This window comes from Tenacibaculum skagerrakense (assembly GCF_004345825.1).
Taxonomy (GTDB): Bacteria; Bacteroidota; Bacteroidia; order Flavobacteriales; family Flavobacteriaceae; genus Polaribacter; species Polaribacter skagerrakensis.
In genome coordinates, this window is record NZ_SLXM01000004.1 from 191175 (window position 1) to 208890 (window position 17716).

Consider the following 17716-nt stretch of genomic DNA (forward strand, 5'->3'; position numbering starts at 1 on the left):
ATAGCGTAAGGCTCATAACCCGAAGGTCGCTGGTTCGAGTCCAGCTCCCGCTACTATAATACTCATCATCATTTTTTGTTGATGAGTTTTTTTATGCTTTATTTTTTGGACTTATAGAAGAACAATAAATATCTGCTCTAATACAAAAAGAGAATAGACATTCTAAGCAAATTCCTTATAAGGATGGTTCAAAAAGCCAAATCTGATTGAAAGGTATCTTTAGTTTATGTAAAGTCCTTTTTTTAGGTTTTTTGTAATTTATTTCTAATGTTTAATATCAAAATAAAAACAATAAAAGAACTTAAAACTAAGCTCTTTTATTGTTTTGGGGTACTATTATTGTTTAAAGTTATATTCTCTTAGGGTTAATTTATTTCCATCAGAATCAGTAGTGTAAATTAGTCTGTTATAATCATCATAAAAATAATGAACTTCTTCTTTTCTTGCATCAATATTTGAAGTTAAATTACCATTATTGTCATATAAGGATAGTGTTATAGATGCATTTGGTAACCTAGAATATAATTTTAATAACTCAGTTTTTAAAGAATTGGAATTTAAGGTTTGTAACACAGTATAAGATACATCTAAATTAGATATAACTTGATTATAAGTTGCGTTATTAATCTTCGCTACTTGATATTTATTATTATATCCTAATAAGTTTACATTAAAAATACCTTTTCCATTACTTTCCTCTTGAGCAAGACCAAAATTACTGACTTTCGTTATTTCAGTTAAAATTTTAGTTGAAGAAACACCGGCTAAAGTTTGATATGGAAAAGCTCTATTGTTTTCTTCTTTCCATTTTGTTTCTGATATTCCAATCGTGTTATTACCTCTTTTTTGTGCCAATCTTGCGGGTTGATTTACAATATTTTTTTCATTTAAAAACGGAAATAATTCATTTGCATATTCTGTTGTTGTTACCACTGAATTTTCAGTATTACTATATTTTACCGTTTTTTTGTCTAGTAACCCGATACTATTATATTGATATTCTTCGATTGAGGATAATGTTCCGTTTTCTTGTACTATATTTTCTGTTTTCTTCGTTGTTCTTACAAAATATCCTTGACCAACAGAGATATTAGAGGAATTAGTATAATTTTTCAAAAAAATATTAGAATCATATATAATTTCGCTTTGCAAAGAATTATTAGAGTCTCTAACTTCAGTTTTGGTAGGACTTCCTAGAAGACGCATATCAGTAATACCTGTATTAAAATAAGTAATAACTTTTCCATTATTACTATTTCCATACCCTTTATGTTCCACTACTGATTTGCCATAAAAAGTAGATTCATTAGGTAGATAGGAATACTCATCAAATGAATATTGTATTTTTCTCAATGAGTCTAGTTTATTATCAATTTGGATATAATCTATAACAATATCATTTACATTTTGATCAAGTCGGTTGTCAATGAAATGATACAGATACGTTGATACATCAGAATTAGGCCCTGAAGGGTTAAATGTACCTTTATTTCTCAGGTAAATCGAATTACCATTTAAAAACTGTAAATATCCTCCAAAATCTGTAAGACCGCTCATTCCAAATTTACCATCTAAATTTATATGAGAGGTATTTCCATTTCCTTTGTTAATATAGTAAAGTCTAGTCCTGATTGTTTCTGTAAATCCCGGTGCTAGATATAATTCTGCTGATGAAACGTATGCTTTGTTCAATTTATTTGAAACAGCTAATCTGACATCGAAGGGAGTAGTCTCAAGATAAGTAAAAGGGCTTAAATTAATAGGTGAATAAGGGTTTTCATTTAATTTGTATAAATATTTATCTATAAAAATGTAATCTCCGAAAATACTTGTTCTTGGATTATAATCCGTAATGCTTGTGCTAGTGGCATATGGTAAATCACCAGTATACCAGTTATTATTATTTGGGTTGTATAATGAATAGGAAGTTGTTTGATATCTTTGTTGAAACATTAAATCTTTAGCATACCCTCTTGTCCTAGTATCTTTATCCAAACTTAATACACTCCAGTTAACTCCATTAAATCTAGCTAATTTGTGTAAATAACTGCTCGGACTTCTAAAACCTTGCTTATATGTATTATCAATAGCAAACATCTGCCCATTCACGTTATAAATTGGAAATTGATCATCATAAGCACCAAGTACATTATCAATATTAACTAAATTATAATCTTTATCCCATCTAAAAAAATACTCGGGATTATCATCAGCTACAAAGGCTGTAAAAGCGTTACTAGGATAGAAATAACTCGCTTTTTCAATAGTATTAATATTTTGTAATGCATTTTGTGTCCATGATTTGTTGTGCCAATTTTTCTCATTATCCAAATAATGAATATAATAATTATCAGAATATGTTAAATTATTGGATAGGTCTCTTCCTCCATCTTCGTTCAATGATAAAATAAAATTATTTCTTGCTGCGTAATAATATTCTCCAGGATTTTGTTCTATATATTTATAGTTCCAAGTTGCACCATTCCATGTATAAATCCTTAATTCTCCTGATTTCTTCGTGCCTAGAGCAACAAAATTATTACCACTTAAAAAACTTGGATCTTCTGTGTAGGGACTTTCATTTTTAGATTCAATGGATGAATTATACAGAGAAGAATAGGCCCATGTTTTGCCATCATTTTTCAAATGAAATAAATACAAATTTGCAGTTTTAGTAGATCTATTATGATACATAAAACCATAATAATCAGAACCAACAACCATTTTGAAACCATCGAATCTCCAAGTTAAATCCCCATATCCCCAAGTTAATAAGTGAGGAAATGTATATTCGTTCATAGCCCAATTTGATCCAGTCCAGTGATAACGAACTATTTTATATCTATACAATCCACCACTAACAGGGTTATCTGTTCTGTATAAATCCAAAACATAGTCCCCAACATTTAAAGAACCTTTTAATTGATAGCCAGAAACATTAGGTTGGTTTCCTGTAAACCTATTAGCTGTATTGGTGAATAATGTTTTCTTCTTATAATTATAAGTTACAGACCCACCTGTAGGGTATATAATTTTACTTAAACTTCCTTTAAAATCGCCGGTTAAGTTATATTCAAACTCTTGAGGAGGCATAGAAGCTCCATTTTTATTTTCTTGAATGATTTTTGTTAAATATCTTTTTCCTATATATGGTTTTGTAGGATCTGAAATATCTACTAAATCATATTCCAACTTATATTTAAAAATTAATTCGTCATAAGAATTAAAAGTTTGAATGTTTTGTAAGTATTTTTTTTCATATCTTTCTTGATATGCATCAGGTTCAGATTGCTCAGTATGAGGTTCAAAATATTCCTGTGGAATCTTATTTCCATAAGTAAAAGTTACTTTAGAGTTATCTGAAGAGCTTATTTCTTTAAGGTAAATTGCTTCTGTATGGTAATCTTGAAATTGGTTATTATTCTGTTTTCCATTTACTTTTTCATATGAAAAAGTAATCTGATTCGACCACTGATCTCTTATTTCTGTGAGATTCCATTGTGTTGTAATTACTCCTGTTGGACTTTGATTAGAATCTCCTATCCAATTTCCCCAAGTTGAAAGATATACTTTTGAATTATGCCCTTTCGAGGTACCTTCTTCTCCATATTGATATATAGTTCCATCTTCCTTTGTAACTTCCCAATTATCAGGATAAGCAAAAGTTTCAACCCATTGTCCAGAAGGAAGTTGAGTAAAGCCAGTACTTTTCTTTATAATATATTTAATCTTCCAAGGAGCATATTTTTCAGGCTTAAACTCTAAATATTCTTCTGTTTTTGCCGTGCATATTAATTTAGTGCTATTCCCCTCAATGAGGTAAAAAGTATCATCTTCTCTTGTTGCTGTATTTTTATGGTCTGCAACTATTTTAGGAACAGAAAAAGTAAATCCAACTCCTAGGATACCAGTTGGATTGAACTCATTAGTGTTTTTTGCTTCCTCTAGAGCTGAACCACCATTATATGTCAATGATACATTCGTACCAACGGTATTGGCAGTGACTGAGGAAATAGGAATTGAGAAAACCACCTTTCCTGTAGCTTTATTGATAGAATTTTGAATAGAACCTTCAATATCCTTTCCTAAATGAAATGGCGAGTTTTCGGGTAAAACAGGAGCTATTGCTTCTGTTTGTCCAAAAAACGGAATGTAGGTACATAACATTAATATATTTATAATAATCTTTTTCATAATTTAGAATAGAGTTTTAATTTTATTCATTTAGTTTTTTAGCTAGAAAATCAATAAAATTTTCTGCATATTTTTTACCAGTTATATCTAAAAAAAACAGGATATTCTCCATGAGTATCTCTATTTTTTGAATTGAAATAATACATCTCTCCTTAGTCGTTCTTATTTATATCGGATATTCCATTTTTCCTATTTAATTCATTTATATAAACAATATCACCTCCAATAACGGTGTCGAAATCTAATTCATAAATGCTAAAAATTTCTTCTCCATTAATTTCTCCACCGCCATAATTTTTTAACCACCAAATATATGATGGAGGGAATTTAACCTTTAGCCTAGCTTCTGCTTTTTTAATCCATACATCTGAAGTACCATCTCCAAATTCACTAAACGCTACTAAATTTGAATTGTTTTTAATTATTAATTTTATTTTATCGTAGTTTATAAATTATCTTAAAGTATATCTTTGTTTACAGAACTCAAGAAATTCACTAGAATTTGCTGGAGGCATCTCTTCTACAGTCATACAACCAATACTTGATTTTAGATAAGACTTAATTCGTAATGATAATCTCTCTAATGTACTATCTAATGGAGAATTTCCTTCCATAGAGACTCCAAATATTATTTTTCCATCATCTGTATAAAAAGCCATGATATATTTGTAAGGACTTTTTTCATTTTTATTTCTCCAATATAAATATTGAACTTCATTTTCATTTTGCTCTAGATATTTCATCAAAATAAAAACATCTTCTATTATTAATTTACCGTTTGCTACTAAAAAATCATCACAAGTTATTTCTGTTTCATTAGAAATATGTTCTACAAAATTCTTTACTATATTCTTATCTCTAGAATCCATTAAAAAGTAACAATCAACATATTGTGGCATAATTATCTTTTATAAATTATTTCATAATTCCAAAACTAACAAATTTACCATCTAATGTTTCGTAATAATAATGTCTTACTCCATTTATTATTGGATTAGATCTATTAACTGGTGTCATTTGACCATTTACCCATTCAGTAGATCTAAAAAAGCCTTGTTTTGTTCCTGCATTTCTTACCTCTGCTATTTTATCATTCAATATTTTTTGATGGTGTGCTCCCTTTGAGGCCCTAAAATTAGGCAAGCCAAATTCTTTTTGTTTTCTATCGTATGTGTGTCTTAGTTTTCCTTGTTCTTTTAGAGTCATTTCGTTCCAAGGCTTCATATGTCCAGTCTTTCTTTCTGGTAAAAGAATTAGTTTGTTTTTATGATTAGTTTTAAGTTCTTTCTCAAGAGCCAATTCTATTTCTCTCGCTTTATTAAGCTTAAACTCCTTATGTCCTTGATAGAGCCCCCCTGCAATACCAGTACCTAAACCGTAAGCAAAACCTTGCTTCGCACCATCATAAAAGTTTCCTCCTGTAGCAACAGAAAGTGTTCCGCCAACCACGCTTCCAGTTATAGCATTATTAACCCCGTAATTAATAGCATTTTTTAGATAGGTATTTGTAATGTTTTGTGTTAATTTGTTAACCCCCAATTTACCAACTAATGGGCTTACTAGTTTACCTAAACCTGCTCCTACACCAGAAATAACACCACCTGCTATTGTAGATTGGACCAATTGCATACCAGATTGCCCTTGATAAAGCCCATTTCCTAACCCGAGTAAAGCACCTCCTAAAGCAGGGTTACCCGTTGCAGCTGTAACCGCACCAGAAGCAGCACCTACACCAAAATAGGCCAAACCATCACCAAAACTTTCAATATTATCCCAATTAGAAACAACATTTACAACTCCACCAATTACAGCGCCTACAAGTATATGAATCCATTCCCCATCAGGGTCAACAATAATAATAGGATTATTACCCATTGCTAAATATGGAGACATGCCATAAAACTGTTCAGCTTGAGGATCTACTACAAACCAACGACCTGTAGCACCATCATAAATTCTTGAACCAAAATCATATTGTTGTAAATTGTTTTCTAGTTGTAACTCTTTTCCTTGGTATTTGTAATTGTAGTTACTTCCACTACTAGAAATATATTCTCCCTCATGCGTTAAACCAAAAGGATAGTAATCAGTTTTAGTAAGTATTTCATTATTATCTATAGTTCCATTACCATCAACATCTGCATAACTTAAACGATTATTACCTAAATGGTCATTGTAAACATAAGCGTATTTAAATTGAGTTCCTTCTTTGTAAGCATAGCCTTCAGAGTGGCCAAAAAATTGTAATTGATTATTTTGGTATTGAAAGCCATTAACATATAATGTTTTTGTGTTCCCACTAGAAGTTATAAACAGTTTTTCTAATTTGTTTCCTGAAGCATCATACGTAACTTCAATTTTGTTTCCATTAGAAAATGTAATTTCAGTAGGAAGATCTAAATAATTATATCGAATATTCGTTACGCCTTTATTTTTATCTGCAATTAAGCGTCCATTAGAATCATATACATAATTTTCACCAGTAGCATTGGTGTCTTTATATCCTTCTGGATTGTTTGTAGTGTCTGTTATATCTACTAATTTATTAGTAGTTTGTTCATCTATTATTTCATATGAATATGTTAAATTATCTATTTGGCCATTTGTTCCTGATCGTTGTAATGTATTGATATTCCCTCCTTTATCATATGTTACATTTGAAAGTCCGAATTTCTCTGCATCTGTACTTAAAGAACTTCCTTTTCGGTAATTAGCTCTTGTAATTCTGCTTAAGGCATCGTAATTGTATGTATAACTTTGTTTGTCATTTTCAATACTGTTTTTCCATATAGTTTGTGTAACATTTCCATTAAATAATTGAGGAACATTGGCAGTACCTTCTAATGGATTTTCATAATTCAATTTAAATGCAAAAACATCATTGTCAGGAGTTGTTGATAAATCACTGTTTACATCGTTGATATCAGTTAAAGCACCTCTTACATTATACTTATAATCTAATGTTTGCAATGAAGTATTAGCTCCTCCCACCTTTTTTTGTAATAACATTCCAGTCCCATCATAATTGTTAGCAACAATTGTTTCTTTAGGAGCATTGTTAATTTGTTGTGTTTGTTTTTTTAATCTAAGTGCATTGTCATATTCAAATTCATCTATAATGGTGACTAAAGCATCTGAAGCTGTTTTTTTATGAGTTGAAACAGTTTTGTTTATGGTTCCTCCAAAATTAATTTGACTATCAACCATTGTATATCCTCCGAGATGGTTTTTAGAATATACTCGCAGCTCTCTAGCTTTTTCATCATAAAAAGTATAGGCTTTAGACCATGTATTTTGATTTAATGTTTTAATCCATGAAGAAGTAACTAATCCATTTGTTCTTGTAGTAACTGTTTGATTTAAAACATCAGTTGGAATAGAAGGTTTATCCGAATCAGAAAAACTGTAATCATCATAGTAATTTACAGCTAATACTTCAGTAATATTTGTTGTAGGAAATGCTTTGTTATCATAATTTAAAGCTACTTGACCTATTATTTTTGTTGACGTAATTCTACTTTCGGAATTATTTTTATTACTAGCGTTTATGTAATTATCAACCTCTAACTGCAGGTTACTTCTTGTTTTAGAGCTAGAATATAGTCCAGTATAAACAGTTCTGCCGTAAGTATCATATTTCGTGAAAGCCCAAAAGTTTTCTCCTCTTAAAGAGCCATCTTGTGTTAGAATAGGTTTATCATGCGAGTCATAAATTATATACTCCCATTGTTTCTCTGGTAATTTTTTCTCTATTAACCTATTCCATTCATCATATTTATATTGGTATGCAAGATTATTTAGAACTTCTTGAGGAATCGCACTGGAGTTTGATAATGCGTGGGAAACATTAATGGTAGCACTAAAAAAAGATTTATCATTAGTTCTATTAATTACTAAATTTCCATTTTCTATTTTAATCTCCCCAATGTCTTCATATATAGGAGATACTGTTAATGAGTGCCAACCTACATGTCCTCTAATAACTCCTAAAGACATATTTGGAATAGTTGTGTTACTATTAATGTTTTTAGATGTTGAAGGATTTAATCTAAAAGAAGAGAAATTAGTACTAGATATAGTTCCATTAATGCTAATATTATCATTAATGATTTCAAAACTTAATGAACTTGAAGTGGATCCTTCTTGTAAAAAATCATTTAAAGACCAATTATTGGAATAATTACTATAAATTGTATTTGAATAGGCATCAACTAACTTTGGAGGAAGTACGTACTTCAAATTATCCAAGTAATCGTAAACAAAATATGTGTCATGAGGCTCATTATCATTATAAACTCTTCGTAATATAATTTTTCCTAATTTATCTCTAAATTCCTCTGTGGTATAATTTTTATTATCCGAAGGCTTCCAATTTTGTCCTTTAGTAACATTCTTAATAAGCTCTCCTTCATCAAAAAATAAGCTCCCTCCTCCCAAAGTTCCATCTGAATTAATGGTGTATTTTCTTACTTCGTTGGAAGAATTTACTTTATGCTCAAATTTTAACTCATGACCACTGCCCATATTAAAAAGTTCCCCTGGAGAACTTTGTTTTTCCACACGGTTAAGTGGTGATAATTCATAGGTTTTTTGAGAGTATGGATTAATTAAACTTATGTCGGTTATCCCCAAAAAATCTTCTGGATAATTGTCTTTATAATAAGTTTTAGTAGTCCATTCCGCGTTTGTCCTGTATGTTCCAGGGGTTCCACCAGTGTATTCGTGGGGTAAAAATTGTTTTGATATTCTCCCAAATTCATCATATTCTATATGTTGTATAATGTCTTTTCCATCGGGAGATTGTCCTATTGCGATTTGTTGTATAGGTTTTCCTAAACCATCAAAATAGGTTATACTCTCTTGATTTGGTAATAAATTACTTGATCCTATTTTTAAGGTAACATTTGAAGTGGCATAAAAACCTGGTTCAAGGGTAATCGATTGGGATGCCGAATAATGAATATTAGAGACAGGTTCGTTTAAGATTAAGTGTTCTGGTACAGAATTACTTGTTGCTGAATTGTATTCAGTTAGCTTAATGTAATTTTCGTTAGATTGTGAAAAAGTAGCTACAGTAACTGAGAATAAAAAGTATAATAATGTTAGCGTTTGCGCAAGGCAAAATCTTGAACTTAAGTAATTCATAGCGATTAAAATTTCTAATTTCTGGGCAAAAGTAAAAAAAATGCTGAGATAAGCTTCCGGTAAGATATTAATATGATAGTCCTTTCTAACTAAACTAAGAACAAAGGTTTTCGGATTCTCTTAATTAGAGTATGTCTGAGTAAGAAAAGAGTAGAGGTTTTTCAACAAACATCCTTTTGGAGTTTCTTTTTAAAAATATGATTTTTTTAATCAAATTTATATTTATTGGTCTCAACTAAGGGTCTAAAACCCTGCAATTTTATTGCAGCACTTTCAGTTATATGAAAAATTAATACCTTTCAGATATGGAAAGATCACTACGCAAAGGCTCTCATACAGTAAGTAGGTTAACCTGTCATATAGTTTGGGTTACAAAATATCGTTATCAGATATTGAAAAGGAGATATTCAGGTTCGTTGTCGAGAACTTCTGATGCAAATTTGCGATGCAGAGAACGTATCGATTTAAAAAGGAGTAGTTAGTTCAGATCATATCCATATGCATATAGAATATGTCCCTAAATAAAGTGTAAGCTGTTTAGTAAAGCAACTTAAGGGTAAAAGTTCTCGTAACCTTCAACAAGAATTTAGAAAATTAAGTGATCTTTACTGGGTGAAACATTTTTGGGGAGTTGGCTATGGTGTTTGGAGTAAAGGTAATATCACAGATGAAATGGTTAATGAGTATTTAGAACATCATAGGAAACCGAACTCGGATAATTCTAATTTTATATTAGAATGAAAAAGGGGACTTTTAGCCCCCAGTATAATAAACCTCTGTACTTTTAGTACAGAGTGATTTAGTTTTTTTAACTATCAAACTATTTTAGGACGACTCATTTCAATAAAATTGATTTTTATAAGTTAAGCTGGTTTTTTGATCTTTTATTTTTCTTCCAGGCAGTTAGATTTTCAACGGTAGTTTCACAAATATTTGTAATGGCTTCTTCTGTAGCAAATGCTTGATGCGGTGTTAATAATACTTTTGGATGATATATCAATTCTTTTAACAACGGATCTTCAATTGCTTCTGAATCATGATTGTAGAAAAATACACCACTTTCTTTTTCGTAAACATCTGTAGCATATCCTTTAAGTTTTCCTGATGCTAAAGCATCTAATATAGCAGTGGTTTTAACAATGCTACCTCTAGCAATGTTTACTAGTATTAAATCATCTTTTTTGATTTTCTCAAAGAAATCTTCGTTGATTAGATATTTAGTTTCAGAAGTAAGAGGTAAACTAATAATAATGATGTTAGCTTGTTCACAAATAGTCTCTATTGATGTATACTTTACATCATACTTTTTTATTAATTCTTCATTTTCTTGGCGATCATTTACAAGAATTCCGCAGCCAAAACCATGTAAGATTTTTATGATAATACTACCAATTCTTCCACCTCCTAAAACACCTATAGTTTTGTTTTCTACATTTGAACCAACAAGGTTATCTAATGAAAAATTATTCTTTTTCACCTGTTTATTTGCGGTAATAATGTGTCGTTTTAACGCCATTAATAATGCAATAGCATGTTCTGCAATCGCATTTGGTGAATATTCAGGAACATTAGCAACTTTTAAACCATATTTTGTTGCTGTTGTTAAATTTACGTTGTCATAACCAACTGATCGTAAAGTGATATACTTTACGCCATTACTTTTTAACATGGCTAAAATATTTTCTGAAGCATCGTCTGCTGAAAAAATAGAGATAGCATCAAAACCTTTCGCTTTATTTACAGTAGCTATTGTTAATCTTTCACTAGTATATACAAACTTATGTGGAGTTTTTAGTATAGCTGCTTTTAAAAAAGGTATTTCAAATGCTTTGGCACTGTAAATAAGTGTTCTCATACTATTTTATGACAATAAAGTTTAAGATGTTATTTTTCCTATCATACAACTCACGTAGGAAGTTGCTTTTTTTCCGATGTCATTTTTCTCACCAGTTACAGGATAACCTAGTTTAGAAAGTTTTTCGATAACTTTTCTTAAACTGTCTTCGCTTACATACTCTAAATTCACTGTGCTGGTTTCATGATCAACAACCACGTCACTAACTCCTGCTATTTTTGAAAGATTATCTGTAATTGTTTTCTCACATCCGCCACATTTTAAGTTTTGTATTTCTATTATAGTTTTCATTTGTATCTGATTTTAATCAAATTTAATTAAATGATGATTTGTGAGAAATGATAATTCTCAGTTAAGGTTTATATGATGGAAATCATTTCAATTTTATGAAATCGTACGTTATTTTATAAAAACATTTAAAATTGAAAAAAATGAAAATTCAGCACTTAGAGGAACGAGTAATTGATTATAAAGAATCTATTAAAACAGTAGTTGATAAGAAGAAGTTATGGGAAATAGAAACTAAAAAATTAATTGTTAATACCTTGAAAAACATTGTAAAACAATACGATATAGGTTGGATAGTACAAGAGCTTAACTGGATAAACAATAACGAAGCTGTTAATATTACATTCAATTCTTTTCCGTCAGAATTAATAGATTGCACTAATCAAATTCCGTCTTATCAATTTATTCAAGGAGGCACATTAGTTTTTACAGAATCGTATAGTGGTGATGTATACGTATTTATTATGTTTCCTTTTGTTGAACAGTTAGATAATACCAGTTTAGAATTAGGATTTTATTCACCACAGGAAATAACAGAAAAATTAATTGTTGAAAAAGTAGATGAATTTTTAAAAGAAATGATTAAGTGGGAAGTACCAACACATAAAAATAGTTTAGGATTCGTAAGAAAAGAAGGTTGATTTTATATAGTGATATTATAAAGTTTAAGTTTTTTATATAAACGTAAAGTATCTAAAAAAGCCTTACATAAGTAAGGCATTCTCAAGTTTTTAGTATTCTAAAAAAGAGAATACTTCTATTCTACTATAAGTTAAATACTAACTTACTTTACCAACTGTTTTTACTATTCTTCTCTATATTTACCAGTTATTGAATCGATTTTTATTTTAAAGACAATAGGAACTTTATCGTAATACATTTTACTTGAAAACTCAGATATAAACAGAGGGTTTTTCTCTTCTTTTTTAGAAATTAGTTCTTTTATTCCTGTAGCAAACTCTCTCAAACAAGCTTTAGAATCAATACTCGAAAGTTTTTCATAAACACCTTGTGCTAGTACAGATTTCCAGTTGTTAATATTTTCAATTTCTGTTACTCCTATTGAAACTGCATTGTTTTTCTCTAAAGCATGAGTTTTATGACCTACGGAAGAATAAATAATAAAAGCATTTTTTTCAGAGTTAAAAAAATACGTAATTGGAACTATATAAGGTTTATCATCATAAATGTATGATAAGTTGCCAATATAATTTTCAGCTAAAATAGCTTTACTTTCGGTTATGTTTAAATCTCTAATCATTTGGTTATTATTTTTTTGATACCAGTAAGTTACTCGAGATCGTGTTTAAAAACTATGATATTTATCACTTACTCAGCGTTATGCAAGTAATTTCTGGAGGCATTCCTAATCTGCCAGGAAAACTTAACCAGCCTAACCCTCTATTTACATACAAAAATTGTTTTCCTTTTTGATAAAGGCCAGCCCAATGTTTGTATTTATATTGTATCGGACTCCAATAGTATTTTTTGTATTGAAACCCAGCTTGCATTCCATGAGTATGGCCAGATAGAGTTAAGTTTATGTTTGTTTTAGCAACTACTTCTTCTTCCCAGTGACTAGGATCATGAGTTAATAATATTTTAAAAGGAATATTTTTAACCAGTTCATGAGCTTCTTTTAAGTTGCCATATCTTTTAAAAGGAGGATTTCCCCAATTCTCAACACCAATTATTGCCATCTTCTCATTATGTTGAGTTACGATTTCAGCATCATTTAAAAGAAGATTAAAATTGATGGTTTCATAAAATTGCTTTATACTATTAAAGTTTTCCTTTTTTTCTCTTTCAGAATCCCAATCACTGTAATCACCATAATCATGGTTTCCTAAAATTGCATATTTTCCTTTGTTAGCTTTTAGTGCAAGAAATGATTTTTCCCACCCTTTTAATTCCCAAGCATAATTATTTACCAAATCACCAGTAATAAATATGAAATCAGGATTCAACTCGTTTATTTTTTGAAATGCTTTATCTATTATTGAGTATTTATAATTCAAACTTCCTAGATGTATATCTGAAATTTGAACGATTTTTAGTCCGTAAAAAGATTTTGGAAGTTCACTGAACATAATTGTTTCATGATATACTTTAAATCTGTAGCGAGTTTTAAAAATTCCATAGAGAATTACAAAAAAAGGTAAGAATCCGGAGAGTAGTCCGCTTAAAGGGATAATTATTTTAGACTCTTCTTCAGTAAAAATGTAATTAGTGAAATATAGAAAAGTAATTGAAATTACAAAGATAAGTTTCGGAAGGAAAGACGAAACTGTTAACCCAAATAGTGAAGAAACTAACCAATATTTTTTTTGAGGATTTAAATTATCTAATCGAAGTTTTAGAATAATTATGGCAGATATTAAACCTAAAGTAAACGTCCAGAAAAGAATATTTATTAGTGATTCTAGTTTTTCAGAAATTATTAATTGTGTAATTTTTTGTAGCCAATAGAAAGCAGCAATATCAACTATTAAAATAGCGATGCATACGAGTAATATTTTAAAAAGTGAATAAGATTTCATCTTATACTTCTTTATGTAAACGTCTTTTGTCTTTAAAAGCCCAGTAAATTCCCTTTACATCAGAAATCCAATTATCATATAAAAATATAAGCGTTATTTCTTCTATTGTTTCTAATAATCCGATAACTATCATAACGTAGAAAAGATTATAATCTGGGGTAAAAAACAACGCATACAGAATAAAAAGACTTTGTAGAACTGCCGATAATTTAGCTAAATAGGTATGAAACGCTGTGGCTTTGCCATACTTATAATAGGCTATTATCATTTGGATAATATAAGGGATAAAGGTTATCGCAATCAGAATTACATTTGCTTTGATAAAACTACTTTCAAAATAGAACAAACCGATTAAACCAACAATTAACGTTATTTGATCGCCAAAAGAATCGAGTTGCGAACCTCTTGGGCTCGTAATTTTTAATTTTCTTGCTAAATACCCGTCTATGGCATCGGTAGAATAACTAATTAATAGTAACCAAGTAAAAATAATCCGCACATCATACCAAATTAGAACAAGTAAAAAAGGAGCGGCAAAAATGCGATAAAAAGAAAACCAATCGGCAATATTGAAGTTTTTAAACGTAAGCATTATGTAGTCTTAAAATTAAATGTATTGTACAGCAATTTAACATTTGATTTTATTTGGCAAAATGATGAATGTCAGTACTATTAAGTAATTATTTTTCCGTCTTCCATCTGTATAATTCGATCTGTTTTTTCGGCAAATTCATGATCGTGAGTTACTACTAATAATGATAATCCTTCTTCCTCTTTTAGTTGTCTGAAAATATTAAACACATTAGAAGAGTTATGGCTATCTAAATTACCGGTAGGTTCATCCCCTATAATTAAAGATGGATTATTAATAAGTGCTCGAGCTATGGCAACTCTTTGTTTTTCTCCACCAGAAATCCTAGAAGCTCGTTTTTTAGTTAAATGTTCAATGTTTAACATTTTTAGTTTACTCATTGCGTCAAATTCAATCTCTTTTAATGTTTTTTCAGCTAGTTTTTTTGCAGGAAGCATAACATTTTCTAATACTGAAAACTCGGATAATAAATAGTGAAATTGAAATACAAAGCCTATATGTTTGTTTCGTATATAGGATAGATAATCACTACTCTTTTTTGAAATCAGTTCGTTATTTAAAAACAATTCTCCTGAGTAATCGGTATCTAGCGTTGAAAGTATGTATAGTAAAGTAGATTTTCCACAACCAGATTTGCCCATTATTGAAGCAAATTCTCCTTTGTTTATCTTGAAATTGATATCCTTTAAAACATGAAAAGGTACAGGTTTTTGAAAGTTTTTGTTTATATTTTTTGCTTCTAAAACGATATCCATTTTATTGACCTCTTATGATTTTTACAGGATCTATTTTCTTAGCTTTTCTTGAAGGTAAATACCCAGCTAAAAAAGTAGAAATTAAAGCAAACGAAATTCCGATAATAAAGAACATCGGATCTAAATTAACAGGATACGTGTTTATGGTTGGTAAGGCCTCTGTTTCAAAAGGTATAGTACTTATAAACTTAGCTAGTAAATAACCAACAAGTAATCCTAATATTCCACCAACGATACCAATTATCATAGCTTGACTCATAAAAATTAGTTGAACATCAATACCAGAAAAGCCAGTTGCTTTTAATATGGCAATATCATTCATCTTTTCATAAATAAGCATGTTTAAAATATTATAAATACCGAATCCAGCAACAATTAAAAGAGTAATAGATACTGCGTACGTAATTAAGTTTCTGATGGAAGTACCCGTTTCAAACTGAGCGTTTGCTGTTTCTATATCGACTGCAGTTACTCGAAACTGATTTTCAATTTTTTTTGACAAAGAGACGGCTTCGCTAATGTCATGAAGTTTAATATTAATATCGGTGATATAATCTTCAGATTTTCCAATAATTCTTTGAGCAGTTTTTAAATTAACAAAACTCTGTATATTATCTATTTCGGCAATTCCACTTTGATAAAATCCAACTATTTTCAGAGGAAATACATCACCATTTATCGTGCTAATTTGTATTCGATTTCCCACTTTTAATGACATTTTTTCGGCAATTCCCTTTCCAAGTATAATTCCGTTATTGTTTTGTTGTAAACCTTGCAAAGTTCCTTTTACAACATAGTCTTCTAAGTTGAACAGTTTAGCTTCTTCTAAAGGGTGAATTCCTTTTAAACTGCCGCCTAATTCTATAGATCCAGCTATGTAAAATATAGTGGCTTTAACTTGAGGTATTACACCTCGAATATTTTTTTTAGTTTTTAAATATTGAATAATAGGTAAGGCATTGTGAATTTTCTTTTGGCTTAATTTGGGTTTAATAGAATGTACAATGTTAAATGTATTTTGAGTCTCTTTGTACAAGTCTACAGGTTGCTTTTTTGAAGGCTTAATCTCGTTGTAAATATGTATATGTGGAGTTTGATTTATGATAAGATCATCTAACATAGTATTTAATCCAGTCATAAATGAAACCAACGTAATATACGCTCCTATACCAAACATAACACCCATGGCGGCCGTAGAAGTTTGCTTAATTTTTGAAAGCAAATGGGTTTTAGCAATACTTAATATAACGCTCCAGTTTACCATGTTTATTCTTTGTAGATGTATGTGTTTTCATCAATACCTGATAAAACCTCAATAAATTCAATATTTTCAAGTCCAAGTTTTAAAGTAACCACCCCGTTTTTTGTAAGCACTTGGTTACCTTGAGTCAGATAACTTTTTGGAATGGTTAGCACATTCTCTTTCTTTTTAAGAATAATATTAGCTTCGCCAGATAAACCAGCATATAAAACTTGAGGAGTATTTATAAATGTTGCTTCAACTTTAAAAGTTTGATTTCGTTCATCTTTTTGTGGGTAAATTTTTGAAACTTTAGCATTAAATGTTTGTTCTTTATAAGCATCTAATTTTATGATAACATCCATATTTTCTGTAATACGAATAATATCAACTTCATCAACAAGCATTTCAATTAAAAAACGATTCGAACTTCCTATTAAAGCTAGTGGTTCCTGAATTGAGATTAGCTCGCCAGGTTCTTTATAAATCGCATACACCTTTCCAGTTATTTTGCTTTTTACAGTAAAATCTTTAGTATTAATTTGAGAAACACGATAACTGTTTTCTGCCTGCTTTAGAGTGGTTTTTAATTGGTTTTCAGTTTGATTGTATTTGTTTTTTAGTAGGTATAGGTTATTTTTTGATAATTCATATTTAAGTTTTCGTGTATCATATTCAGCGTTTGAGCCAATTTTTTGTTGCCACAAGTTTTTTTGTCTGAAAAAATTAATTGAGTCATTTTTATAATTCAAATAAGCGGAAGCTATTTCGTCTTTTATAGTTTTTAGTATAGTAGCTTTTCCATAATAATTTTCTTGTGCTAGTTGTAAAGATAATTCGCTGTTTTTTAGGTTCAGTTTTGGCGTATTATTTATTATTTGAATTATATCTTGATTCCTAGCTACTTGAGAACCTTCTTTAACCAAAACCTTATCTATTATTCCAGAAACAATACTATGAACTTTATAAACATTATCAGGTTGAATTGTTATTGATGAGTAAACTGATTCCACTAATTCTCTTTTTACAGGTAGCGTTTTGTCTTGTTTACTTTCACAGGAAAAAAGAATATATAGAACTAAGAAGAAGAAAGGATAAAGTTTCATG

The 17716-nt window shown here is 29.8% G+C and carries 13 protein-coding genes and 1 pseudogene; 2 read left to right on the forward strand and 12 right to left on the reverse strand.

Annotated elements, in window-relative coordinates:
• Positions 1-336: 336 nt before the first annotated feature.
• The 4 genes from EV195_RS08555 to EV195_RS08570 all read right to left on the reverse strand — a co-directional run bounded on the left by EV195_RS08555 (position 337) and on the right by EV195_RS08570 (position 9339).
• Entirely contained in the window at positions 337-4194 is a 3858-nt protein-coding gene (locus tag EV195_RS08555; RefSeq protein ID WP_132794533.1) for an RHS repeat domain-containing protein, read from the reverse strand.
• A 152-nt stretch (positions 4195-4346) separates the two neighbouring features.
• Positions 4347-4643 carry an SMI1/KNR4 family protein gene (locus EV195_RS16940; RefSeq protein ID WP_132794633.1) on the reverse strand — a complete coding sequence of 99 codons (297 nt, stop codon included), beginning with the start codon at positions 4641-4643 and terminating at the stop codon, positions 4347-4349.
• Between the two features lie 3 nt (positions 4644-4646).
• The gene (locus EV195_RS08565; RefSeq protein WP_132794534.1) at positions 4647-5093 is read right to left on the reverse strand and encodes a hypothetical protein; all 447 of its coding nucleotides are present in this window, start codon (positions 5091-5093) and stop codon (positions 4647-4649) included.
• A 16-nt stretch (positions 5094-5109) separates the two neighbouring features.
• Entirely contained in the window at positions 5110-9339 is a 4230-nt protein-coding gene (locus EV195_RS08570) for a DUF6443 domain-containing protein (RefSeq protein WP_132794535.1), read from the reverse strand.
• Positions 9340-9644: 305 nt separating this feature from the next.
• Here EV195_RS08570 and tnpA point away from each other — a divergent pair.
• Positions 9645-10080: pseudogene (tnpA, locus tag EV195_RS08575) on the forward strand (IS200/IS605 family transposase).
• A gap of 115 nt (positions 10081-10195) precedes the next feature.
• On the opposite strand, the gene EV195_RS08580 reads toward tnpA, so the two are convergent.
• Both EV195_RS08580 and EV195_RS08585 read right to left on the reverse strand, forming a co-directional pair.
• Positions 10196-11194, reverse strand: coding sequence for an NAD(P)-dependent oxidoreductase (locus tag EV195_RS08580; protein ID WP_132794536.1), 999 nt, complete (start codon positions 11192-11194; stop codon positions 10196-10198).
• 21 nt (positions 11195-11215) lie between these two features.
• Positions 11216-11485 carry a heavy-metal-associated domain-containing protein gene (locus tag EV195_RS08585; protein ID WP_132794537.1) on the reverse strand — a complete coding sequence of 90 codons (270 nt, stop codon included), beginning with the start codon at positions 11483-11485 and terminating at the stop codon, positions 11216-11218.
• Between the two features lie 140 nt (positions 11486-11625).
• Between EV195_RS08585 and EV195_RS08590 the strand changes: the two genes are divergently transcribed.
• Entirely contained in the window at positions 11626-12123 is a 498-nt protein-coding gene (locus EV195_RS08590) for a hypothetical protein (RefSeq protein ID WP_132794538.1), read from the forward strand.
• Positions 12124-12287: 164 nt separating this feature from the next.
• Here EV195_RS08590 and EV195_RS08595 read toward each other — a convergent pair whose 3' ends face one another.
• The 6 genes from EV195_RS08595 to EV195_RS08620 form a co-directional block, all read right to left on the reverse strand.
• Complete coding sequence (locus EV195_RS08595; RefSeq protein WP_132794539.1) at positions 12288-12743, reverse strand: pyridoxamine 5'-phosphate oxidase family protein; 456 nt, start codon at positions 12741-12743, stop codon at positions 12288-12290.
• 64 nt (positions 12744-12807) lie between these two features.
• The gene (locus EV195_RS08600; RefSeq protein ID WP_132794540.1) at positions 12808-14022 is read right to left on the reverse strand and encodes a metallophosphoesterase; all 1215 of its coding nucleotides are present in this window, start codon (positions 14020-14022) and stop codon (positions 12808-12810) included.
• A 1-nt stretch (position 14023) separates the two neighbouring features.
• Positions 14024-14614, reverse strand: a complete 591-nt coding sequence (locus EV195_RS08605) for a CDP-alcohol phosphatidyltransferase family protein (protein ID WP_132794541.1) — start codon at positions 14612-14614, stop codon at positions 14024-14026.
• Between the two features lie 80 nt (positions 14615-14694).
• Positions 14695-15369, reverse strand: a complete 675-nt coding sequence (locus EV195_RS08610; RefSeq protein ID WP_132794542.1) for an ABC transporter ATP-binding protein — start codon at positions 15367-15369, stop codon at positions 14695-14697.
• 1 nt (position 15370) lies between these two features.
• Positions 15371-16633, reverse strand: coding sequence for an ABC transporter permease (locus tag EV195_RS08615; protein WP_132794543.1), 1263 nt, complete (start codon positions 16631-16633; stop codon positions 15371-15373).
• A 2-nt stretch (positions 16634-16635) separates the two neighbouring features.
• Complete coding sequence (locus tag EV195_RS08620; protein ID WP_132794544.1) at positions 16636-17715, reverse strand: efflux RND transporter periplasmic adaptor subunit; 1080 nt, start codon at positions 17713-17715, stop codon at positions 16636-16638.
• Position 17716 lies beyond the last annotated feature (1 nt).

Excerpts from the sequence above, each read along its gene's own strand:
- EV195_RS08615 (WP_132794543.1), bottom strand. The coding sequence starts at position 16,633 with ATGGTAAACTGGAGCGTTATATTAAGTATTGCTAAAACCCATTTGCTT.
- EV195_RS08595 (WP_132794539.1), bottom strand. The coding sequence starts at position 12,743 with ATGATTAGAGATTTAAACATAACCGAAAGTAAAGCTATTTTAGCTGAA.
- EV195_RS08620 (WP_132794544.1), bottom strand. The coding sequence starts at position 17,715 with ATGAAACTTTATCCTTTCTTCTTCTTAGTTCTATATATTCTTTTTTCC.
- EV195_RS08600 (WP_132794540.1), bottom strand. The coding sequence starts at position 14,022 with ATGAAATCTTATTCACTTTTTAAAATATTACTCGTATGCATCGCTATT.
- EV195_RS08570 (WP_132794535.1), bottom strand. The coding sequence starts at position 9,339 with ATGAATTACTTAAGTTCAAGATTTTGCCTTGCGCAAACGCTAACATTA.
- EV195_RS08610 (WP_132794542.1), bottom strand. The coding sequence starts at position 15,369 with ATGGATATCGTTTTAGAAGCAAAAAATATAAACAAAAACTTTCAAAAA.
- EV195_RS08565 (WP_132794534.1), bottom strand. The coding sequence starts at position 5,093 with ATGCCACAATATGTTGATTGTTACTTTTTAATGGATTCTAGAGATAAG.
- EV195_RS08590 (WP_132794538.1), top strand. The coding sequence starts at position 11,626 with ATGAAAATTCAGCACTTAGAGGAACGAGTAATTGATTATAAAGAATCT.
- EV195_RS08605 (WP_132794541.1), bottom strand. The coding sequence starts at position 14,614 with ATGCTTACGTTTAAAAACTTCAATATTGCCGATTGGTTTTCTTTTTAT.
- EV195_RS08555 (WP_132794533.1), bottom strand. The coding sequence starts at position 4,194 with ATGAAAAAGATTATTATAAATATATTAATGTTATGTACCTACATTCCG.
- EV195_RS08580 (WP_132794536.1), bottom strand. The coding sequence starts at position 11,194 with ATGAGAACACTTATTTACAGTGCCAAAGCATTTGAAATACCTTTTTTA.
- EV195_RS08585 (WP_132794537.1), bottom strand. The coding sequence starts at position 11,485 with ATGAAAACTATAATAGAAATACAAAACTTAAAATGTGGCGGATGTGAG.